17 protein-coding genes and 1 other RNA gene are annotated in these 22,066 nt (G+C 68.6%); 17 read left to right on the top strand and 1 reads right to left on the bottom strand.

Annotated features, from left to right (window positions below; genetic code table 11):
- Positions 1-12 precede the first annotated feature (12 nt).
- A complete protein-coding gene (locus METUNV2_RS0104855) occupies positions 13-1,593 on the top strand; it encodes a polyamine aminopropyltransferase (protein WP_018228371.1) in 1,581 nt (526 codons plus the stop codon).
- A complete protein-coding gene (locus METUNV2_RS0104850; protein WP_018228370.1) occupies positions 1,590-3,164 on the top strand; it encodes an NAD(P)/FAD-dependent oxidoreductase in 1,575 nt (524 codons plus the stop codon). Before METUNV2_RS0104855 ends, METUNV2_RS0104850 begins: the two co-directional genes overlap by 4 nt.
- Here the strand turns inward: METUNV2_RS0104850 and METUNV2_RS0104845 are convergent.
- Complete coding sequence (locus METUNV2_RS0104845) at positions 3,161-5,443, bottom strand: sensor histidine kinase (RefSeq protein ID WP_018228369.1); 2,283 nt, start codon at positions 5,441-5,443, stop codon at positions 3,161-3,163. The genes METUNV2_RS0104850 and METUNV2_RS0104845 overlap by 4 nt on opposite strands.
- Positions 5,444-5,536: 93 nt before the next feature.
- On the opposite strand from METUNV2_RS0104845, the gene rnpB reads away from it, so the two are divergent.
- The 15 genes from rnpB (at position 5,537) to ftsA (ending at position 21,970) form a co-directional block, all read left to right on the top strand.
- Positions 5,537-5,939: RNase P RNA component class A (gene rnpB / locus METUNV2_RS19415), an RNA gene on the top strand.
- A 369-nt stretch (positions 5,940-6,308) separates the two neighbouring features.
- Positions 6,309-6,761 carry a division/cell wall cluster transcriptional repressor MraZ gene (gene mraZ / locus METUNV2_RS0104840; protein WP_026187872.1) on the top strand — a complete coding sequence of 151 codons (453 nt, stop codon included), beginning with the start codon at positions 6,309-6,311 and terminating at the stop codon, positions 6,759-6,761.
- A 114-nt stretch (positions 6,762-6,875) separates the two neighbouring features.
- The gene (gene rsmH, locus METUNV2_RS0104835) at positions 6,876-7,790 is read left to right on the top strand and encodes a 16S rRNA (cytosine(1402)-N(4))-methyltransferase RsmH (protein ID WP_018228367.1); all 915 of its coding nucleotides are present in this window, start codon (positions 6,876-6,878) and stop codon (positions 7,788-7,790) included.
- Between the two features lies 1 nt (position 7,791).
- The gene (gene ftsL, locus METUNV2_RS0104830; RefSeq protein WP_018228366.1) at positions 7,792-8,067 is read left to right on the top strand and encodes a cell division protein FtsL; all 276 of its coding nucleotides are present in this window, start codon (positions 7,792-7,794) and stop codon (positions 8,065-8,067) included.
- Entirely contained in the window at positions 8,064-9,830 is a 1,767-nt protein-coding gene (locus METUNV2_RS0104825) for a peptidoglycan D,D-transpeptidase FtsI family protein (RefSeq protein WP_018228365.1), read from the top strand. Before ftsL ends, METUNV2_RS0104825 begins: the two co-directional genes overlap by 4 nt.
- The gene (locus METUNV2_RS0104820) at positions 9,827-11,320 is read left to right on the top strand and encodes a UDP-N-acetylmuramoyl-L-alanyl-D-glutamate--2,6-diaminopimelate ligase (protein ID WP_018228364.1); all 1,494 of its coding nucleotides are present in this window, start codon (positions 9,827-9,829) and stop codon (positions 11,318-11,320) included. The genes METUNV2_RS0104825 and METUNV2_RS0104820 overlap by 4 nt, the downstream gene beginning before the upstream one ends.
- Positions 11,317-12,714 carry a UDP-N-acetylmuramoyl-tripeptide--D-alanyl-D-alanine ligase gene (locus METUNV2_RS0104815; RefSeq protein WP_018228363.1) on the top strand — a complete coding sequence of 466 codons (1,398 nt, stop codon included), beginning with the start codon at positions 11,317-11,319 and terminating at the stop codon, positions 12,712-12,714. The genes METUNV2_RS0104820 and METUNV2_RS0104815 overlap by 4 nt, the downstream gene beginning before the upstream one ends.
- Positions 12,704-13,792, top strand: coding sequence for a phospho-N-acetylmuramoyl-pentapeptide-transferase (gene mraY / locus METUNV2_RS0104810; protein WP_018228362.1), 1,089 nt, complete (start codon positions 12,704-12,706; stop codon positions 13,790-13,792). Before METUNV2_RS0104815 ends, mraY begins: the two co-directional genes overlap by 11 nt.
- Positions 13,793-14,021: 229 nt before the next feature.
- Positions 14,022-15,413, top strand: a complete 1,392-nt coding sequence (murD, locus tag METUNV2_RS0104805) for a UDP-N-acetylmuramoyl-L-alanine--D-glutamate ligase (protein ID WP_026187871.1) — start codon at positions 14,022-14,024, stop codon at positions 15,411-15,413.
- Positions 15,410-16,570, top strand: coding sequence for a putative lipid II flippase FtsW (gene ftsW / locus METUNV2_RS0104800; protein ID WP_018228360.1), 1,161 nt, complete (start codon positions 15,410-15,412; stop codon positions 16,568-16,570). Before murD ends, ftsW begins: the two co-directional genes overlap by 4 nt.
- Complete coding sequence (murG, locus tag METUNV2_RS0104795) at positions 16,567-17,637, top strand: undecaprenyldiphospho-muramoylpentapeptide beta-N-acetylglucosaminyltransferase (protein ID WP_018228359.1); 1,071 nt, start codon at positions 16,567-16,569, stop codon at positions 17,635-17,637. The genes ftsW and murG overlap by 4 nt, the downstream gene beginning before the upstream one ends.
- Entirely contained in the window at positions 17,634-19,031 is a 1,398-nt protein-coding gene (murC, locus tag METUNV2_RS0104790) for a UDP-N-acetylmuramate--L-alanine ligase (protein WP_018228358.1), read from the top strand. The genes murG and murC overlap by 4 nt, the downstream gene beginning before the upstream one ends.
- Positions 19,028-19,954 carry a D-alanine--D-alanine ligase gene (locus METUNV2_RS0104785; protein WP_018228357.1) on the top strand — a complete coding sequence of 309 codons (927 nt, stop codon included), beginning with the start codon at positions 19,028-19,030 and terminating at the stop codon, positions 19,952-19,954. Before murC ends, METUNV2_RS0104785 begins: the two co-directional genes overlap by 4 nt.
- Positions 19,947-20,744 carry a cell division protein FtsQ/DivIB gene (locus METUNV2_RS0104780; RefSeq protein WP_018228356.1) on the top strand — a complete coding sequence of 266 codons (798 nt, stop codon included), beginning with the start codon at positions 19,947-19,949 and terminating at the stop codon, positions 20,742-20,744. The genes METUNV2_RS0104785 and METUNV2_RS0104780 overlap by 8 nt, the downstream gene beginning before the upstream one ends.
- A complete protein-coding gene (gene ftsA, locus METUNV2_RS0104775) occupies positions 20,741-21,970 on the top strand; it encodes a cell division protein FtsA (protein ID WP_018228355.1) in 1,230 nt (409 codons plus the stop codon). Before METUNV2_RS0104780 ends, ftsA begins: the two co-directional genes overlap by 4 nt.
- The last annotated feature ends 96 nt before the right edge of the window (positions 21,971-22,066 follow it).

Below are 22,066 nucleotides of genomic sequence, written 5' to 3'. Positions count from 1 at the left end.
AGCCGCTGCCCCATGCCGCCGCAATCCCGCTCCACACCCGATCTGCATGACAGCGCGACGCCCGGCACGGATGCCGGCACGCACCACCCGGGACTCATTGTCGCGGTATTCGTGGTCGCCTCCTGCGGCCTGGCCTACGAACTGATCGCCGGTGCGCTCGCCAGCTATCTGCTGGGCGAATCGGTGCTGCGCTTTTCCACCATCATCGGCACCTATCTGTTCGCGATGGGCGTGGGCTCCCACCTGTCGAAGTATGTCGACGAGAAGGCGCTGCTGGCCCGCTTCATCGACATCGAACTGATGGTGGGCCTGCTCGGCGGCCTGTCGGCCTGCGCGCTGTTCCTGATTTACGCCTGGGCGGGTTCGCCGTTCCGCGTGTCGCTGTACGCGCTGGTACTGCTGATCGGCGTGCTGGTGGGCATGGAAATCCCGCTGGTGATGCGCCTGCTTCACCAGCGCAAGCAGGCTTTCGAAGCCCTGGTGAGCCGGGTGCTCACCTTTGATTACCTCGGGGCGCTGGCGGTATCGCTGCTGTTTCCGCTGGTGTTCGCACCGCTGCTCGGGCTGGCGCGTACCGCGGTGGTGTTCGGCCTGCTCAATGCCGGCATCGGCCTCTGGCTCACCCATCGTTACCGGGCCGAACTGCCGCAGGCACGCGCACTGAAGCTGCGCGGCCTGCTGGTGCTGGCGGTGCTGCTGGCGGCGCTGGCCTGGGCGCAGAAACTGACCGACGCGGCCGAAGCCGGTCTGTACGGCGACAGCGTGGTGCATCGCGAAACGACGCCTTTCCAGCGCATCGTACTCACCCGCTGGCAGGACGACACCCGGCTCTATCTGAACGGCAATCTGCAGTTCTCGACCCGCGACGAGCACCGCTATCACGAAGCGCTGGTGCATCCGGCGCTGGCCGCGCTGCCGCAGGCAAGGCGGGTGCTGGTGCTGGGCGGCGGCGACGGGCTGGCGGTGCGCGAAGTGCTGAAATACCCGCAGGTCGAACGGGTGACGCTGGTCGAACTCGACCCGGCGATGACCCGGCTGTTCCGCGACACCGACGATCTGGCTGCGCTCAACGCCCACGCGCTGCGCGATCCGCGGGTCACCACTGTGAACGCGGACGCGGCGCAATGGCTGGAAACGGCGGAAGGGCCGGGCTGGGACCTCATCGTCGCCGACTTCCCGGACCCGTCGCACTACGCGCTGGGCAAGCTGTACGCGGTGCCGATGTACCGGCTGATGGCGCGCCATCTGGCGCCCGGCGGCCTCATCGTCGTGCAGTCCACCTCACCCTGGTACGCACCGCGCGCCTACTGGTGCGTGGACGCCACGCTGCGCGAAGCCGGCCTGCACACCGCGCCCTATCACGCCAGCGTGCCCAGCTTCGGCGACTGGGGCTTCCTGATCGCCGCACGCGAAGCCGGTTACCGGCCACCGTCCGCACTGCCCGCCGGCCTGCGCCATCTCGACGCGCGCACGGTGGCGCAGATGTTCGACTTCCCGCCGGACATGCGTGCACCCGCAGTCGAGCCAAACCGGCTGAACACGCAGATGCTGGTGCATTACTTCGAAGAAGACTGGTCGCGGCAGATGCGATGAAGCGCCGCGACTTCATCGCCGGCACCGGCGCGCTGGCCGCCCTGCCCTGGCTGGCCGGCTGCACGCCGGCCGCACCGCTCGTCACCGTGCTGCGACCGGGACTGCGCGAGGGCCATGCGCTGCGCGAGGCGGCGGCCCTTCCGCCGCCCTCGGGCGAACTGCGCTGCGGTGTGGCCATCCTCGGCTCCGGCGTGGCGGGTCTGACCGCCGCCTGGCGGCTGGCGCGCGAGGGCCGGCGCGACGTCCTGCTGGTCGACGGCCCGGAGCCGGATGGCAATGCCGCCGGCAGCATGCTCGGCGGCATTGCCTGCCCGCGCGGCGCTCACTACCTGCCGCTGCCCGATCCGGGCCTGGTGCACGTGCGCGAACTGCTGGCCGACCTCGGCGTGCTCACCGGAGGCCTGCGCGACGACGCCCCCGAGTACGACGAACAGGCGCTGGTGCATCCGGCGGCCGAACGCACGCTGGCCGGCAACACCTGGCACGAAGGCCTGCTGCCGACCTCGACCGCAGCAGACGCCGCGGCCGCCGCCCGCTTCAATGCCGACATGGCCGCCTGGTCCGCCCGCCGCGGCGGCGACGGCCGCCCGGCGTTCGCGCTGCCGCTGGCCGCCAGTTCAGGCGACCCGACGCTGCGCGCGCTCGACCGCCAGACCTTCGCCCGCTGGCTGGAAGAAGCCGGCCACACCCATCCGCCGCTGCGCCACTACATCGACTACGCGATGCGCGACGACTACGGTGCGCGACCGGACGCGGTGTCCGCCTGGGCCGGGCTGCACTATTTCTGCTGCCGGCGCGGCCGCGCGCGCAATGCCGAGGCGGGCGCGGTAATGACCTGGCCGCAGGGCCTGTCGGCGCTGACCGCCGGCCTGCGGCGCGTGGCGGCGGTGCGCACGCTGTCCGGCCACGCGGTGGCGCTGAGCGAACGGCGCAGCACGGTCGAGGTCATGGTGCAGACCGCCGACCACCGTACCGTGACGCTGGTGGCCGACCGGGTCATCTGCGCCATGCCGCTGCACGTGGCGCGGCACATCGATCCCGCACTGGCCGATGCACTGCCGCGCACGGCGCTGCCGGAAACCGCCCCCTGGCTGGTCGCCAACCTGCTGCTGGACGGCTTTCCGCACGAGCGGCCGGGCGCCGATCTGGCCTGGGACAACGTGGTGCTCGGCGGCCAGGGTCTGGGCTATGTGGTGGCCACCCACCAGCTCACCCGGGTGGCGCGGCCGGCGGCCACCGTATTCACCGCCTATCGCGCCGGCTGGGGTGATGCCGGCGAGGCGCGCCGCTGGCTGGCTTCGGCCAGCGAGGCGGAACTGCTCGAATTCGCGCTGGCCGATCTGGACGCCGCTTACGACCACCGCTGGCACAACCGCCTGCGGCGCGCCGAGCTGGTGCTGCGCGGCCACGGCATGGCGATACCCGCTCCCGGCTTCCTCGACGCACCGGCGCGCGCACTGCGCGATCGCGGCGGCCGCGTGCTGCACGCGCACGCCGACCTCGGCGGCCTGTCGCTGTTCGAAGAAGCGTCGTGGTGGGGCGAGCGCGCGGCGCGCCAGCTGCTGGGCTAGGCGGGAATCGCGATATCGACCGGCGCCGGCAGCCACAGGTCGAGCCGGGTGCCGGCCACCCGGCCATCGGCCAGCGCGACCTCGGCAGCGCGTACCCAGCCCTGGTGCAGGGCCATGATTTCGCGGCACACCGCCAGTCCCAGGCCGATGTCCGGACCATTGCCGCGGAAAGCGCCCACCTGCTCGAACGGATCGAACAGACGCTCCAGACCGCCCTCACCAAGGGCACCGCCCTGGTCGGCCACGCTCACTCGCGCACCGCGACGCCCATCGCTGTTCTCCGCCGCCACCGTGACCACGACTTCACCGCCCTCGGGCGTGGCACGCAGCGCATGCGACAGCATGCGCGCCAGCACCTGCATCAGACGGGCACGATCGGCATCACCCGGCACCGGCTGGCCGGGGCCGTCCAGCCGCAGCGCAAGCCGGCGCTCCACCGCCGCGCCACGCAGGTCGCTCACCGCATCGGACACGATTTCGGCGATATCGCAGCTGCTGCGGTTCAGTACCAGCGCGCCTGACTGCAGGCGCGACAGGTCGAGCAGATCATCGACCCGCGCCAGCAGGCGCTCGCCGTTCTGGCGTATGGCGTCCAGCCGGTGGCGGGTGCCATCCGGCAGACGGTCGGCGTCGCGCAGCGCCAGTCGGGAAAAACCGAGAATGGCGTGGATCGGCGTGCGCAGCTCGTGCGAAACGCGGGCCAGGAATTCGTTACGGGCAGTGTGGGCACGCTCGGCCGACTGCTGCGCCGACAGGTTGTCGGACAGCTGCAGCTCAACCATCTGTGTCAGCCGGTCGCGGTGTCGCACCAGATCGGTTTCGGTGCGCTGACGCGCCCGCTCGCGCAGGCCGGCTTCAAGAATGAGGCTGAACGAACTGACCGCCACCTGCAGGTCGGCCAGCACCGGTTCGTCGAGCCGCCCTTCCGGCACACCCAAGCCGATCAGCCCGGTCAGCCGCGATTCCCGACTCACTGCCATGCAGATCAGGCCGCGTCCCCCCGGACCATCCCCGCCCGCCGCCACCAACTGACCCGACACACTGGGCGCCGCGTCGGCGCGCAGCGCGGCATCAATCAGGTCGGCGCGCTCGCCCAGCCAGTCGATATCGCGACATGCCAGCAGGTTGATCTGGGCGATACCGCCCGCATCGTGCGCCACTTCGGCCAGAAAGCCGTCGGAGCAGCCCGACAGTTCGCAGGCCAGATCGAGCAAAGAAGCGTACAGGCCGTCTTCCGGCTCACCGGCGATGAAACGGGCCTGCAGCCGGCCGATCTCGGCGAAACGGTCACGGCTGCGCGCAAGCGCGGCTTCCGCACGCTTGCGCCCGCCGATGTCACGCGTGTAACCCACCGTGCCCAGCAGCTCACCGTTATCGTCCAGCACCGGCGCGGACCACGATTCGTACCACTGCGCCTGCTCGCCATCGCCGATCCGCTTTTCTGAATAGTGCGGCGAACGGCTGGCCAGCACCTCCATGTCCTCGGCGCGGTAGGCCGCTGCGTCAGCCGACGTCCACAGGTCTTCGTCACCGAGCCCGCACGCTTCGTCCGGATCGCCCAGACCGCCTGCCTGAGCCAGTGGCCGGTTTACCGCCAGGAAACGCAGGTTGCGGTCTTTCAGCCACACCATGAAGGGAAAGTTGTCGAGCAGCGCACGCTGGTAGCGCGAGGCGCGGCGCAGCGCGCCTTCCATGCGGAACTGTTCGCTGGTGTCCTGAACGATGCCGGCCAGCCGCGGACCGCTGTCACCGATCTGTTCCAGCCTGCCTTCGAACAGCAGGCGGCGCTGCCCGCCCTCGCCGTCGTTCATGCTGAATTCCGCCCGGTGGCGGGCGCCGGCATTCGCGGTGCGCCAGGCGCGCTCCAGCCGGGCACGGTCTTCCGGCGCCACATGAGCGAGCAGCGCGGCGAAATCGGACGCCGCGTCCGCCGGCAGGCCGAGGATGGACAACGCACGCGGCGACCATTCGAAACGGCCGTCCGCGTGCGCCCAGGTACCGGTGCGACCCAGCAGTTGGGCGCGTTCGAGTTCGGCCCGTGCGCGCTCCAGATCCAGCCGCGCACGGTCGAGCGCGATGCCGACCGCGCACAGCACCACGCCCAGCAGCAGCACCGGCACCAGCTGCAGCGCGATGCCCGTGCGTGACACCCGTTCGTGCAGCGTGTCGCCGAACAGCGTGCCGAAATCGGCTACCAGCAAAGCCAGCCCGAGAGCGGACATCAGCCATGCCAGCCAGTGCAGCGCGAAATGACGACCGAGCCGGACAACGGAATTCATGCGGAAGACGTGGGAAAGCGGACGGAAGGCGATCCCGGTTGAACGGCCGGCGCGGCCGGTTCTTGAGTCCGGAGCGGGGTACAATCCACGCCGGAAGTCCGCCGGGCAACCGCGGCGCGCAAGCGCGGAGGAAAGTCCGGGCCCCGCAGAGCAGGATGCCGGCTAACGGCCGGGCGCAGCAAGCCGCGCGAAAGCGCGGCCCAAGGCGACGGAAAGTGGAACAGAAAACATACCGCCGATGGCCGCAAGGATCAGGCAAGGTTGAAATGGTGCGCCTTCGGGCGGGCGGCAACGCCGGGTAAGAGCCCACCGCGTACGTGGCAACACGTGCGGCATGCAAAACCCCATCCGGGGCAAGGCCAAATAGGGAAGCCATGACGCGGCTCGTGTCGCTTCCGGGTAGGCTGCTCGAGCGGCGTGGCAACACGCCGCCCAGATGAATGGTTGCCGGTGCGTTCGCGCACAACAGAACCCGGCTTACAGGCGGACTTCCACTCCCTGCCGGATGACCTGACGGCGCTGACCCGCCGCACCGCCCACGTTTCATCCCCTCCGCAGCACAAGCGCTCCACTTTCACCCACTTCGCGCCACGCCGCCGCATGGCGCGCACTTCTGTTCACACCCCACATTCAGTTCATTTTCTATCCCATTAAAAACAAAGGGTTTTTATTTTCAATACGTGACGAAATTCGCATCTAAGTCCTTGTTGCAGCAATGAATTTGCAGCGTTACGGCTATTGACCGGGGGCCGGCCGATGGCTAAAGTGGAGCAATATTGGATAAAAAGTGGAGTGATTGTGGGAAAGACGATTCTGACCGCCGCTCCAGTCCGCCGCTCCTGACCAGGCCTTTCCGGGCACGCGCATGTTCTACGGGACGACACGACTCACCATGGATGACAAGCACCGCATCGTCATCCCTGCTCGTCCGCGCAAAAAGCTGATGGACATGTGCGAGGGCGAAGTCGTCATGACCGCCCGCACCCGCGAACACATCCTGCTCTACCCGCTGCCCGAGTTCGAAGCGCTGCTGGCCCGTCTTGACCAGCTGCCGGATCTCGACCAGGCCAGCAACGATTTCAAGCTCAGCTTCACCGCCAATGCGCGCGACGAAACCATCGATCGCGCCGGCCGCCTGCTGCTCGGCGCCGATCTGCGCGAACGCGCCGGTCTGACCAAAGGCGTCATGCTGGTCGGCCGCGGCAACCGTTTCGAGTTGTGGGACGAAACACGCTGGAACGCCGAAGCCGCCGCCCGCGACGCTCGCGAAGGCGCGGTGCCGCTGCCGTCCGAAGTCACCGGTTCGTTCAGGTTCTGAAGATGGCTGCCCTGCACGCCTTCCCTGCGCACCGGACCGTCGATGCGTGGTCGTCCCGCACTGCGTTGCGCGGCACCGCGGCCCCACGACAGCCGACATCCGGGCGGGCCTGACATGACACATATCCCGGTTCTGCTCACCGAAGCGCTGGATGCGCTGGCGGTGCGCCCGGAGGGCGTCTACGTGGACGGCACCTTCGGTCGCGGCGGGCACAGCCGCGCACTGCTCGAACGGCTGGGCCCGAACGGGCGGCTGATCGCGCTCGACCGCGACCCGACGGCGATCGCCGCCGGTCAGGCCATCACCGACCCCCGCTTCACGCTGGTGCACGCGCGCTTCGCGGAAATGGGGGCAGTACTCGAACAACTGGGCGTGCACGACGTGGATGGCGTGCTGCTCGACATCGGCGTGTCCTCGCCCCAGCTGGACGAGGCGGCACGCGGCATGAGTTTCAGGCAGGACGCACCGCTGGACATGCGCATGGACACCAGCCGGGGTGAAACGGTGGCGCAGTGGCTTGCACGCGCCGAAGAAGCGCACATCAGGGAGGTCATCAGGGACTATGGCGAAGAACGGTTTGCTTCAGCGATTGCAAAGGCGATTGTTGCTGCTCGGAGCGAGCGGCCTGTCGACAGCACAACCCAGCTTGCCGCGATCGTGGCGTCCGCTGTCCGCACGCGCGAGGCGGGCCAGCATCCGGCGACGCGCAGCTTTCAAGCTCTACGGATTTTCATCAATCAGGAGCTTGAAGAGCTGTCGCTAGTGCTGCCGCAGGCACTGGCGGCCCTGAAGCCCGGCGGGCGGCTGGCGGTCATTTCCTTCCACTCGCTGGAAGACCGCATGGTCAAGCGCTTCATGGCTGACCAGGCTTCGCCACCGCAGCCGCCGCGCAATCTGCCGCTGCGCGCCGACCAGCTGCCGCAGCCGAAGATGAAGCTGATCGGCCGCGTCCGTGCCGGCGACGACGAACTGGCCCGCAACCCGCGGGCGCGCAGCGCCACGCTGCGGGTCGCGGAAAAGGTGGCCTGACGTGCTGCGCCTGAATCTGCTCCTGATCGCCGCACTGGTTATCAGCGCGGTGTCCATGGTGTCGTCGCAGCACCGCTCGCGCGCGCTGCACACCGAACTCGAACGTGAGCTCACCCGCATGCGGGTGCTCGAAACCGAGTGGGGCCAGCTGCAGATCGAGCAAGGAGCGCTGGCCGCGCATGCCCGGATTTCCGATCTGGCGGAAACCAAGCTGCGCATGCGTGCGCCCGACCCCAACCGCATCATCGTGATCGACTCCACCGAGGCCGGACAATGAAGTTCGCCCACAACCCGCTGCTCGCCGAACTGCTGCCCGCCTGGCGCGCCCGCCTGATGCTCATCGTCATGATGGCGCTGTTCGGCGGCCTGGTGGCCCGCGCCTTCTGGCTGCAGGTGGTCAATGACGAGTTCTATCAGCGCAAGGGCGAAGAGCGCTTCTCGCGCGTGCTGCCGACGCCGGCCTCACGCGGCCGGGTGCTCGACCGCAACGAGCAGGTGCTCGCGATGAGCACCCAGGTGTCGGCCATCGTCGCCGAGTCGCGCCCGACCCGGAGCGATGCCAAGGCCAATCCGAAAGACATCGGTGCCGAAAAGCTGTCGCCGGCGCAGATCCGTCAGCTGGCCGAACTGCTGGGCATGGACCACCGCGAAATCGCCCGCAAGATTCCGGAAAACCGCGGTCGCAGCTATCTGAAACGCCAGGTGCAGCCTGAAATCGCCAAGCAGATCCTGGCCCTCAAGCTGCCGGGCATCCGCGCCGAACCGGAGTACCGCCGCTACTACCCGCACGGCGAAGTAAGTGCGCACGTGGTCGGTTTCACCGGCATGGACGACAACGGGCTGGAAGGCATCGAACTGGCGATGAACCGGCCGCTGACCGGCCAGGTCGGCCAGCGCCGCGTCATCACCGACGCCCGCCGCAACGTGGTCGAGGACATCGAGGTGCTGGCCCCGCCGCGCGACGGCGGCGACGTACGCCTCGCCATCGACGCACGTCTGCAGTTCCTGGTGCACAGCAAGCTCAAGCAGGCGGTGACCGATCACAAGGCACGTGCCGGCAGCGCTGTGGTGCTGGACACCCGCACCGGCGAAGTGCTGGCACTGGCCAACTGGCCCACTTACAACCCGAACAACCGCGATCAGCTGAGCGGCCCGCCGCTGCGCAATCGCGCCTTCACCGACACCTACGAGCCGGGCTCGACCATCAAGCCCATCATCGCGGCGATGGCGCTGGAAAGTGGTCGCTACACCTTCGACACGCCGGTGGACTGCGCCGGCAAGCTGTTCTTCGGCCGGGCGTCGATCGGCGACGCGCACTCGCACGGCACGCTGTCGCTGGCCGAGGTGATCCAGAAGTCGTCCAACGTCGGTGTGGCCAAGATCGCCGGCACCTTCAAGCCGTCGGACATGTGGCATGTGTATGACCAGATGGGTTTCGGCTCGCCGCTGCGCCTGGGCTTCCCGGGCGAGGCCGGCGGCCGCCTGCGTCCGGCCGCGAGCTGGAAGCCGGTGGAACAGGCCACCATGTCCTACGGCCACGGCATGTCGGTCACGCTGATGCAGATGGCGCGCGCCTACATGGTGTTCGCGCGCGACGGCGACCTGATTCCGCTGTCGCTCACGCGGGTCGACGCGCCCCAGGTCAACGGCATGCAGGTGTTCTCGGCACAGACCGCACGCGAAGTGCGTCGCATGCTCGAAATGGCGGCCGGCCCCGGCGGCACTGCGCCCAAGGCACAGATTCCCGGCTACCGCGTAGCCGGCAAGACCGGTACCGCACACAAGCTCGAAGGCGGCGCCTACGCGAACAAGTACATCGCTTCCTTCGTCGGCTTCGCGCCGGTGTCCGACCCGCGCTACATCGTCGCGGTGATGATCGACGAGCCGTCGAACGGCGTGCATTACGGCGGCCAGGTCGCCGCCCCGGTGTTCTCCGACATCATGAATGCCACGCTGCGCGCCACCGGCGTACCGCCGGATGCGCCGGTACCCGTGCTGCAGATGGCGAAGAATTCGGTCACCGGCAAGGAGGGCTGGTGAGCGCCGCCGACGCCGGACAGACCGTGGCCCGCGTACGCGAGACGCTGGCCCGCCAGAGCATCGCGCCGCGCGCGGTGCGTGCGGATTCGCGCCGTGTACAGCCAGGCGACCTGTTTTTCGCGCTGCCCGGTCAGCGCACCGACGGTCGCCGCTTCATCGACGCCGCCATCGCGGCCGGTGCCTGCGCGGTGCTGTGCGAAGCCGGCGGCGCACCTGCAGGCGCGGCGGTGCCGGTGATCGAGGTCGCCGATCTGCATGCCCATGCCGGCGCGCTGGCGGACGCACTGCTCGACCACCCGTCGGCCGCGCTGCACGTGATCGGCGTCACCGGTACCAATGGCAAAACCTCGGTCAGTCAGTGGATCGCCCAGGCGATGGGCACGCTCGGCACCCGCTGCGGCGTGATCGGCACGCTGGGCTGCGGCCTGCCGGGCCAGCTCGCCGAATCCGCCAACACCACGCCGGATGTGGTGAGCGTGCATCAGACGCTGGCCGACCTGCGCGCTGCCGGCGCCACCGCCTGCGCGATGGAGGTTTCGTCGATCGGCCTGGACCAGGGTCGCATCGACGGCGTGCGCATCCACACCGCGGCCTTCACCAACCTCACCCGCGACCACCTCGACTACCACCCGGACATGCAGCATTACGGCGCCGCCAAGGCCGCGCTGTTCTCCCACCCGGGCCTGCAGGCCGCAGTGATCAATACCGACGACGCCTTCGGCCGCATGCTCGCCACCGTCACTGCGGCCCGCCTGCCGGTGACCGGCTGCGCACTGGACGCCGACCTGCCGCCGGGCGTGACCGGTCTGCGCGCCCGCAACGTCGATCCGGCACACGGCCTGCACTTCGACATCGAACGCGGCGACGAATGTGCGAAGGTGGACGCGGCCCTGGTCGGCCGTTTCAACGTGCAGAACCTGCTGGCAGTCACAGGCTGCCTGCTGCATGCCGGCATTACGCTGGCCGACGCCGCGCGCGTGGCCGGCACGCTGGTGCCGCCGCCCGGTCGCATGCAGCGCCTCGGTGGTCGCGGCGAACCGCTGGTGGTGGTCGATTACGCCCACACGCCTGACGCGCTGGAGCAGGCGCTGCGCGCGCTGCAGCCGGTGGCGGCGGCGCGCGGCGGACGCCTTCTGTGCGTATTCGGCTGCGGCGGCGACCGCGACCCGGGCAAGCGGCCGCTGATGGGTGCGGTCGCCTACGAACACGCCACGCGCACCTGGATCACTTCGGACAACCCGCGCGGCGAAGAACCGGACGCCATCCTCGAAGACATCGCCGCCGGCCTGCCCGCCTGTGCCGACGTGCAGCGCGAACGGGACCGCGGGATCGCCATCCGCGCCGCTGTAACCGGCGCAGATCCGCGTGACGTGGTGCTGATCGCCGGCAAGGGACACGAGCCCTATCAGGAGGTGGCCGGTGTACGCACGCCGTGGTCGGACGCCGATCAGGCCGCCGCCGCACTCGCCGCCCGCGGAGGCGTGCAATGAACGCGCTGTGGACAGCTTCGGACATCGCCGCAGCGTGCGGCGGCACGCTGAGCGGGCCGGATGTCGACATCTGCGGTTTCTCGACCGACAGTCGCGCGGTGAAGGCCGGCGACCTGTTCGTCGCGCTGCGTGGCGAGCGCTTCGATGCGCATGACTTCATCGCCGACGTGCAGGCGGCTGGCGCCTCGGTCGCGCTCATCGCCCACGACTGCGCGCACGCCGTCGGCACGCTGATCCGCGTCGCCGACACCCGCATCGCGCTGGGCGACATCGCGCGCGCCTGGCGCAGCCGCTTCACGCTGCCGCTGATCGGCGTCACCGGCAGCAACGGCAAGACCACGGTCAAGGAAATGATCGCCGCCATCCTGCGTGCCCACGCCGCCAGCGTCGGCTGGCAGCCGGACAGCGCGGTACTGGCCACGCGCGGCAACCTGAACAACGACATCGGCGTGCCGCTGATGCTGTTCGGCCTGCGCGACACGCACCGCATGGCGGTGATCGAGATGGGCATGAACCATCCGGGCGAAATCGCCTGGCTGGCCGGCATGGCGAAACCAACCGTGGCGCTGGTGAACAATGCCCAGCGCGAACACCTCGAATTCATGAACAGCGTGGCCGAAGTCGCGCGCGAGAACGGCGACGTGTTCGACGCGCTCGGCGGCGACGGCATCGCCGTGGTCAATGGCGACGACGAGTTCGCCGATTACTGGTGCGGCCGCAACGCCGGCCGCAAGGTACTGCGCTTCAGCCTCGGCCACGCGGCCGAAGTGGTCGCAGACACCACGTCCGAAGGGCTGGGCTACCGTCTCGACCTGCGCGGCGCCTTCGGCACCGCGCGCATCACGCTGCGCGTGCCCGGCCTGCACAACGCCCGCAACGCGCTGTGCGCCGCCACGGCCGCACTCGCCGCCGGCGCCGACATGGCCGCCGTCGTGTGGGCGCTGAGCCGCTTCGAAGGCGTCAAGGGTCGCCAGCAGGTGCGCGCTGGCCTGGCTGGCAGCGTCGTGATCGACGATACCTACAACGCCAATCCGGATTCGGTGCGCGCCGCCATCGACGTGCTGGCATCCGCATCTGGCCGCCGCATCCTGGTGCTGGGCGACATGGGCGAAGTCGGCGACCAGGGCCCTGAATTCCACCGCGAAGCCGGCGCCTACGCGCTCGAACGCGGCATCGACGCGCTGCTCGCCACCGGCGAGGCCGCACGCGCGGCGGTCGCCGCCTTCGGCAGCGGCGCCCTCCACTACCCCGATCACGCGGCCATCGCCGACGTTCTGCGCCCGCAGCTCGACGCCTCCACCACGGTGCTGGTGAAGGGCTCGCGCTTCATGCGCATGGAGCGCGTCGCCGACGCGCTGATCGCACACTCCGGACACGACACCCATGCTTCTTGAACTTGCCCGCTGGCTGGCGCAGGACATCCGCGCCTTCAATGTGCTGAACTACATCACGCTGCGGGCGGTGCTGGCGATGATGAGTTCGCTGGCCATCTGCTGGATGTTCGGCCCCATGCTCATCCGCAAGCTGACCGAGTACAAGATCGGTCAGGCGGTGCGCGACGACGGCCCGAAGTCGCACCTGACCAAGGCCGGCACGCCCACCATGGGCGGCGCCCTCATCCTGATCGCGCTCGGCGTCACCACACTGCTGTGGGCCGACCTGTCCAACCGCTACGTCTGGGTGGTGCTCATCGTCACGCTGGGTTTCGGCGCGGTGGGCTGGGTGGATGACTGGCGCAAGGTAGTGCATCGCAACCCGAAGGGTCTGCCGGCGAAGCCGAAATTCTTCTGGTCCTCGGTGTTCGCCGCCGGTGCCGCGGTCTACCTCGGCCTGACCGCGCAGGAGCCGGCCCAGCTCGAACTGATCGTGCCCTTCTTCAAGACCGTGGCCTACCCGCTGGGCGCCATCGGCTTCATGGTGCTCACCTATTTCGTCATCGTCGGCACCAGCCACGCGGTCAACCTGACCGACGGCCTCGACGGCCTGGCCACCATGCCGGCCGTGATGGTGAGCGGCGCGCTGGCCATCTTCGCCTACGTCGCCGGCAACGCAGTGTTCTCGCGCTATCTCGGTGTGCCCTTCATCCCGGGCGCCGGCGAACTGGCCATCTTCTGCGGCGCGCTGTGCGGCGCCGGCCTCGGCTTCCTTTGGTTCAACGCCTATCCGGCGGAAGTATTCATGGGCGACGTCGGCGCGCTGGCGCTGGGCGCCGCGCTCGGCACCGTCGCCGTGGTGGTCCGGCAGGAAATCGTGCTGTTCATCATGGGCGGCCTGTTCGTCGCCGAAACGCTGTCGGTCATGATCCAGGTGCTCTATTTCAAGTGGTCCGGCGGCAAGCGCATCTTCCGCATGGCGCCGCTGCACCACCACTACGAACTGGGCGGCTGGAAGGAAACCCAGGTGGTGGTGCGCTTCTGGATCATCACGCTGATGCTGGTGCTGTTCGGCCTGTCGACGCTGAAGCTGCGCTGATGAGCCTCCTCGGAACCCACGTCCTCGTCCTCGGCCTCGGCGAATCCGGCCTGGGAGTGACGGCCCCCACGCTCACTTCGTTCGCTGCCCCCCGAGGGGGCTGCGCTCGTCCTTGGGGCGGCCCGGCGGACGGCGCGGTGTCCCCCACGCTCACTTCGTTCGCTGCCCCCCGAGGGGGCTGCGCTCGTCCTTGGGGCGGCCCGGCGGACGGCGCGGTGGAGGAGCGGAAGTGAGTCTCCTCAGCACCCACGTCCTCGTTCTTGGCCTCGGCGAATCCGGCCTGGCGATGGCCCGCTGGTGCGGGCGTCAGGGCGCGGTGCTGCGCGTGGCGGACAGCCGCGTGGCGCCGCCGGGGCTGGACGCGCTGGCGCGCGACATTCCGGCGGCCGAACTGCGCTGCGGTCAGTTCGACGACAGCCTGCTGGACGGCGTCGCGCTGCTCGCGCTGTCACCGGGCCTCGCGCCGCACGAGCCGCTGGTGCAGGAAGCGAAACGCCGCGGCATCGAGGTGGTGGGCGAGATCGAACTGTTCGCACGCGCGCTGCGCGATCTGGGCTGGCGCGAACGCACGAAGGTGATCGCCATCACCGGCACCAATGGCAAGACCACCACCACCACGCTGACCGGCGCGCTGTGCCGCGCCTGCGGTCTGAGCACCGAAGTGGCGGGCAACATTTCGCCCGCTGCGCTCGACGCACTGATGCGCGTACTCGACGAGGGCCGCGTACCCGATGCCTGGGTGCTGGAACTGTCCAGCTTCCAGCTCGAAACCACCGACACGCTGGACGCCGATGCGGCCACCGTACTCAATGTGACCCAGGACCACCTGGACCGCCACCCGGGCGGCATGCCGGCCTATGCAGCCGAAAAAGCGCGCATTTTCGGCACGCACACGGTACAGGTGCTGAACCGCGACGACCGCTGGGTAAGCGCAATGCGCCGGGACGGCACGCGCGTGATCCGCTTCGGCGACGACGCGCCGTCGGGCGATGACTACGGTCTGCACACGGTCGATGGCCGCATTCATCTGATGCGCGGCGGCCAGCCCCTGCTGGCGCTGGACGACATGAAACTGGCCGGCCGGCACAACGCCCACAACGCGCTCGCCGCACTGGCGCTGTGCGAAGCGGTCGGCCTGCCGCAGGACCGCTGCATTGCGGCGCTGCGCGATTTCGCCGGCCTGCCGCACCGGGTCGAAACCGTGCTGGAACACGCCGGCGTCCGTTTCATCGACGATTCCAAGGGCACCAATGTCGGCGCCACGGTGGCGGCCATCGAAGGCCTTGGCCGGCCGCTCGCTCTCATCCTCGGCGGCGACGGCAAGGGGCAGGACTTCGCGCCGCTCGGCCCGGTATGTTCGCGTCACGCGCGCTTCTGTGCGCTGATCGGCCGCGACGCGCCGGCCATCGCCGAAGTGCTGTCGGCACACGGCGTCAGCCACCAGAGCTGTGCCACGCTGGAAGACGCCACCCGCGCCGCCTTTGCCGCCGCACAGCCGGGCGACGCAGTGCTGCTGTCGCCGGCCTGCGCCAGCCTGGACATGTTCCGCAACTATGCTCACCGCGCCGACGTGTTCATCGCCGAGGCACGGCGTATTGCCACCGAAGGAGTGCGCCCATGAGTGGCAGCATGCGTCTCGACTCCCCGCGTTTCGGCGATTCCGCCAAGACTGCGGAACTCGATCCCTGGCTGCTGTGGCCGGCGGTCGCCCTGCTGCTTATTGGCGTCGTGATGGTGTACTCCGCATCGATTGCGGTGGCCGACATGAGCCGCTTCACCGGCAACCGGCAGGAGTTCTTCCTGATCCGCCAGGCGGTGTTTCTCGCCATCGGCGGCGTCGCCGGCCTGATGGCCTTTCAGGTGCCGGTGCGCACCTGGCAGGCGTGGTCGATGTGGCTGTTTCTCGGCGGCATCGTGCTGCTGCTGCTGGTGCTGATACCGGGCATCGGCTCGGTGGTGAACAACTCGCGCCGCTGGATCAACCTCGGTCCGGTGAACCTTCAGCCGTCCGAACTGGTGAAGCTGTTCACCGTGCTGTACGCGGCCAGCTACATCGTGCGCCGGCTGCCTGAAATGCACTCCTTCCGTCGCGCCTTCGTGCCGATGGCGCTGGTCATCCTGTTCGTCGGCGCGCTGCTGGTGGCCGAGCCGGACTACGGCGCTTTCGTGGTCATCGTGCTGATCGCCTTCGGCATGCTTTTCCTCGGCGGCATCAACGGCAAGCTGTTCTTCTCGCTGGGTGTGGTCGCGCTGGCTGGCTTCGCGGTCATCATCCGATTCAACGAACTGCGCTGGGGGCGCTTCATCGCCTTCCTCGACCCGTTCAACAACGATCCGCTGGGCAAGGGCTACCAGCTCACCCATTCGCTGATCGCCTTCGGCCGCGGCGAATGGTTCGGCGTCGGCCTCGGCGGCAGCGTGGAAAAGCTGCTTTACCTGCCTGAAGCGCACACCGATTTCCTGCTCGCGGTGATCGGCGAGGAACTGGGCCTGTTCGGCGTAGCCAGCGTGATCGGCCTGTTCGCGCTGGTGGTGCACCGCTGCTTCGCCATCGGCCGTCGCGCGCTGCTGCTGGAGCGCGCCTATGCCGGTCTGGTCGCGCAAGGCGTAGGCATCTGGTTCGGCGTGCAGGCCTTCATCAATATGGGCGTGAACGTGGGCATCCTGCCGACCAAGGGCCTCACGCTGCCGCTGATGAGCTACGGCGGCTCCGGCATCCTGGTCAATTGCATCGCGCTCGCCATCATCCTGCGCATCGACTGGGAGAACCGCCGGTGAGCACTGCGCTCATCATGGCCGGCGGCACCGGCGGTCACATCTACCCGGGACTGGCGGTGGCCGACGAGCTGCGCACGCGCGGCTGGCACATCGTCTGGCTGGGCAACGACCAGGGCATGGAAGCCCGCATCGTGCCGCCGCGTGGCTACGAACTGCAGTCCATCCGCTTCGGCGCACTGCGTGGCAAGGGGCTGCTGCGCAAGCTCCTGCTGCCGCTCAATCTGATGCGCGGATTCTGGCAGGCGCTGGGCGTGCTCGGCCGGGTCAAGCCGGACGTGGTGCTGGGCCTGGGCGGTTACGTCACCTTCCCCGGCGGCATGATGGCCGCGCTGCGCGGCACGCCGCTGGTGCTGCACGAACAGAATTCGATCGCCGGGCTGGCCAATCGCGTGCTGGCCGGCGTCGCCGACCGGGTACTCGGCGGCTTCCCCGACGCGCTGCCGAAGGCGCACTGGACCGGCAACCCGGTACGCGCCGACATCGCGGCACTGCCGGACCCGGCTGCACGCAGCGCCGGTCGCAGCGGCCCGCTGCGCATTCTGGTGGTCGGCGGCAGCCTGGGCGCGCAGGTGCTGAACGACACGGTGCCGCAGGCCCTGGCGAAGATTCCCGAAGGCGAGCGCCCGCAGGTGATTCATCAGGCCGGCGAACGCAATATGCCGGCGCTGCAGACAGCGTATGCCGCCGCCGGCGTAGACGGCACGCTGCAGCCTTTCATCCAGGACATGGCTGGCGCCTATGCGCAGGCCGATCTGGTCATCTGCCGTGCCGGCGCGCTCACCGTGGCCGAACTGGCCGCTGCCGGCGTCGCCTCGGTGCTGGTGCCGCTGCCGCACGCGGTCGACGATCACCAGACCGGCAACGCGCGCTTCCTGTCCGACGCCGGCGCTGCGGTGCTGATGCCTCAGCCCTCGCTGAACGCCGACGCGCTGGCCACCCTCATCCGCTCGCTCGACCGCACCCGCCTGCTCGACATGGCACAGCGTGCCCGTGCGCTGGCCCGCCCCGGCGCAACCGCCGAAGTGGCCGACATCTGCGCAGCTCTCGCGCGAGGAAAACAGATATGAAGCACAAGATCAGCCACATCCATTTCATCGGTATCGGCGGCGCCGGCATGAGCGGCATCGCCGAAGTGCTGTTGAACCAGGGCTACGCGGTCAGCGGCTCCGATCTCGCGGACAACGCGGTCACCCGCCGGCTAGCCGCACTCGGCGCGCGCGTGGTGCAGGGCCACAGCGCCGACAACATCGCCGACGCCGACGCGGTGGTCACGTCGACTGCGGTCAGCGCAGACAACCCGGAAGTGGTGCGTGCGCGCGAACGGCGCATCCCCGTCGTGCCGCGTGCCCAGATGCTGGCCGAACTGATGCGCATCAAGCAGGGCGTCGCAGTGGCCGGCACCCACGGCAAGACCACCACCACCTCGCTGATCGCCAGCTGCCTGGCCGAAGGCGGGCTGGACCCGACCTTCGTGATCGGCGGCCGGCTCAATTCGGCCGGTGCCAACGCGCGGCTGGGCAGTGGCGAATTCCTGGTGGCGGAAGCGGACGAGTCGGACGCGTCCTTCCTCTTCCTGTCGCCGGTGGTGTCGGTGGTGACCAATATCGACGCCGACCACATGGACACCTATGGCCACGACTTCGGCAGGCTCAAGCAGGCCTTCGTCGACTTCCTGAACCGTCTGCCCTTCTACGGCGTGGCGGTGCTGTGTACCGACGACGCCAATGTGCGCGAAATCATGCCGCAGGTACCGAAGCAGATCATCCGCTACGGCCTGAACGCCGATGCCCAGGTGCGCGCCGAAAACGTGCGGGCCGACGGCCCGCGCATGATCTTCGACGCGGTGCGCGTAAACGGCACCACCACCCGCATCCCGGTCGAGCTCAACCTGCCCGGCCTGCACAACGTACGCAACGCACTGGCCGCGATCGCGGTGGCCAACGAAGTCGGCGTGCCGGACGACGCCATCGTGCGCGCGCTGGCCGAATTCAAGGGCGTGGGCCGCCGTTTCACCCGGCACGGCGAAGTCACGCTGCCATCCGGCGGCAGTTTCACGCTGGTCGACGACTACGGCCATCACCCGGTCGAAATGGCCGCCACGCTCGAAGCCGCACGCGGCGCCTATCCCGGCCGCCGCATCGTGCTGGCCTTCCAGCCGCACCGCTACACCCGCACCCGCGACTGTTTCGAGGACTTCGTACGCGTGCTGTCGGGCGCCGACGCGGTGGTACTGACCGAGGTGTATGCCGCCGGCGAATCCCCCATCGTCGCGGCCGACGGCCGTGCTCTGGCCCGTGCGCTGCGCGTGGCCGGCAAGGTTGAACCGGTGTTCGTCGAAGACATCAACGAACTGCCGCAGACCCTGCTCGACACGGTACGCGACGGCGACGTGGTGGTCGGCATGGGCGCAGGTTCCATCGGACAGCTGCCCTCCAAATTCGCACAGGACATCCAGAAATGAGTACCCACGATACCGCCGCACTCGGCAAGGTTGCCGTGCTGTTCGGCGGCGCCTCCGCCGAACGCGAAATTTCCATCATGTCCGGCAGCGCGGTGCTCGCCGCGCTGAAGGAACAGGGCGTCGATGCCCACGCCTTCGATCCGGCCGAACGCGATCTGTGGGAGCTGAAGCGCGACGGCTACGACCGCGCCTTCATCGCGCTGCACGGCCGCGGCGGCGAAGACGGCACGCTGCAGGGCGCGCTCGAATGCATGGGCATTCCCTACACCGGCAGCGGCGTGATGGCGTCGGCAATCGGCATGGACAAGTGGCGCACCAAGATGGTCTGGCTGTCCGCCGGCCTGCCGACGCCGCGCTACAGGCTGCTGCACGCCGGCAGCGATTTTGCCGCCGTGGCAACGGATCTCGGCCTGCCGCTGTTCGTGAAGCCGGCACGCGAAGGATCGAGCGTGGGCGCTACCAAGGTCACCCGCGCGGAAGACCTGGCGGCCGCCTACGAAAAGGCCGCCCGCTGCGATCCGCTGGTGCTGGCCGAACAGTTCATCGCCGGCCGCGAACTGACCGCGCCCTTCCTCGGCGACATGGCGCTGCCGCTGATCCGCATCGAAGCGCCCCAGGGCAACTACGACTACCAGAACAAGTACTTCACCGACGATGTGAAGTACCACTGCCCGAGCGGTCTGGACGCAGACCTCGAACAGGAGATACAGGAACTGGTCATGCGCGCCGCGCGCCTGATCGACTGTCGTGGCTGGGGCCGCGCAGACCTGATGCTGGACGACGCTGGCCGGCCGTGGCTGCTGGAAATCAACACCTCGCCCGGCATGACTTCGCACTCGCTGGTGCCGATGGCCGCACGCGCGGTCGGCATCGAGTTCGGCGAACTGTGCCTGCGCATCCTGGAGTCGGCCCGCCTTGGCTAAACGCCCCTCAGCCCGCAAGAAGGCACCGCAGCGCCGCGAAGACGGCCTGTGGGACAGCCCGCGCGCGCTGAACATGATCGCCGACGCCATCCTGCTGCTGGCGAGTGCGGCCATCGGCTACGCACTGGTCATTCTGTTTACCCGGATGCCGGTGCTCCCGCTGCAGGCCATCACGCTGACCCATGCACCGGCCAACCTGAGCAGCGCCCAGATCGAGGACGCCGCACGCCGCGCGGTGACCGGCAGTTTCCTGACCACCGATATCGAACGTGCCCGCACAGTTTTCGAAAGCCTGCCCTGGGTGCGCCACGCCACGGTACGTCGGGTGTGGCCCGGCTCGCTCGAGATCGAACTGGAAGAGCACGTCGCGGTGGCGCGCTGGTGGGCACCGGAAAACGCGCCGGCGCGCATGGTGAATGCACAGGGCGAACTGTTCCCCGCCGATCACCAGGGCGCACTGCCGCTGTTTGTCGGGCCGGACGAAAGCGCCGCCACCATGCTGTCGCGCCAGCTCGAATGGAGCGATCTGCTCGCGCCCACCGGCCGACAGATCCAGAAGCTGGTGCTGTCGCGCCGCGAAGCCTGGCAGCTGGTGCTGGACGACGGCACCCGGCTGGAACTGGGTCGCGAAGACGACAAGCAGCCGATTACCGGGCGTCTCGCCCGCTACGTGAATACCCAGCCGGAAGTGATGCGGCGCGGCGTGCAGAAGGTGATCTACGCCGACCTCCGCTACCCCAACGGCTACGCAATACGCATGAGCAGCACTGAACACCAGGACAAACCATGACCAGAGACAGCAAGGACCTCATCGTCGGCCTCGACATCGGCACGTCAAAGATTTCCGCGGTCGTCGCCCAGCTCACGCCCGAGGGCAGGCTCGACATCCTCGGCCTCGCGGCGCAGGAGTCGCAGGGTCTGAAGAAGGGCGTGGTGGTCAATATCGACGCCACCGTGGACTCGATCTCCCGCGTGATCCAGGAAGTCGAGCTGATGGCCAACTGCAAGGTGCGCGAAGTGTTCACCGGCATCGCCGGCAGCCACATCCGCAGCTTCAACTCGAACGGCGTGGTCGCGATCAAGGACAAGGAAGTCACCCGGCTCGACCTGGAACGCGTGGTCGAAACCGCGCGCGCCATGCCCATTCCGGCCGACCAGGAAATCCTGCATACGCTGACCCAGGAATTCATCATTGACGGCCAGGACGGCGTGCGCGAGCCGATAGGCATGAGCGGCAAGCGGCTGGAAGTGCGGGTGCACATCGTGACCGGCGCGGTGTCGGCGGCGCAGAACATCATCAAGTGCGTGCGCCGCTGCGGCCTTGAAGTGGTCGACCTGGTGCTGCAGCCGCTGGCCTCCAGCCAGGCCACGCTGTCCGAGGACGAGAAGGATCTGGGCGTCTGCCTGATCGACATCGGCGGCGGCACCACCGACATCGCCATCTTCACCCAGGGCGCGATCCGTCACACCGCGGTCATCCCGATCGCCGGTGACCAGATCACAAACGACATCGCGATGGCGCTGCGCACGCCGACCGCCGAGGCGGAAGACATCAAGCTGCGCTACGGCGTGGCGATGTCGGCGCTGGCCGACGCCGAAGACATGATCGAAGTGCCGGGCATCGGCGATCGCGGTCCGCGCCGCATGTCACGTCAGGCGCTGGCCGACGTGATCGAGCCGCGCGTGTCCGAACTGTTCGAACTGGTGCAGGCCGAACTGCGCCGCAGCGGCTACGAGGAACTGCTGTCGTCCGGTGTGGTGCTGACCGGCGGCAGCGCCATCATGCGCGGCATGGCCGATCTGGCAGAAGACGTGTTCCACCTGCCCTCGCGCGTGGGCCTGCCCGACTACAGCGGCAACCTCTCTGATGTGGTGCGTCACCCGCGTTACGCCACCTCGATCGGCCTGATCATGGAAGGCGCCGCACAGCGCCGCCGGGGCCAGGTTGCGCGCGAAACACGCAACGTCCGTCAGGTGCTCGCCAACATGCGGTCGTGGTTCGAAAGAAATTTCTGAAATTCGGGACGCAAACAGCATCAACGGCATGCGTTGCACTAAGTTTAGTCGTATACTTGCGCGCGATCACTAAATCTAGTGGTAGCGCGTGATTTG

The sequence above is a fragment of the Methyloversatilis universalis EHg5 genome (assembly GCF_000378945.1).
Classification (GTDB): Bacteria; Pseudomonadota; Gammaproteobacteria; order Burkholderiales; family Rhodocyclaceae; genus Methyloversatilis; species Methyloversatilis universalis_A.
The sequence above is the reverse complement of the archived record's forward strand: the minus strand, read 5'-3'. Positions and strand labels throughout refer to the sequence as shown.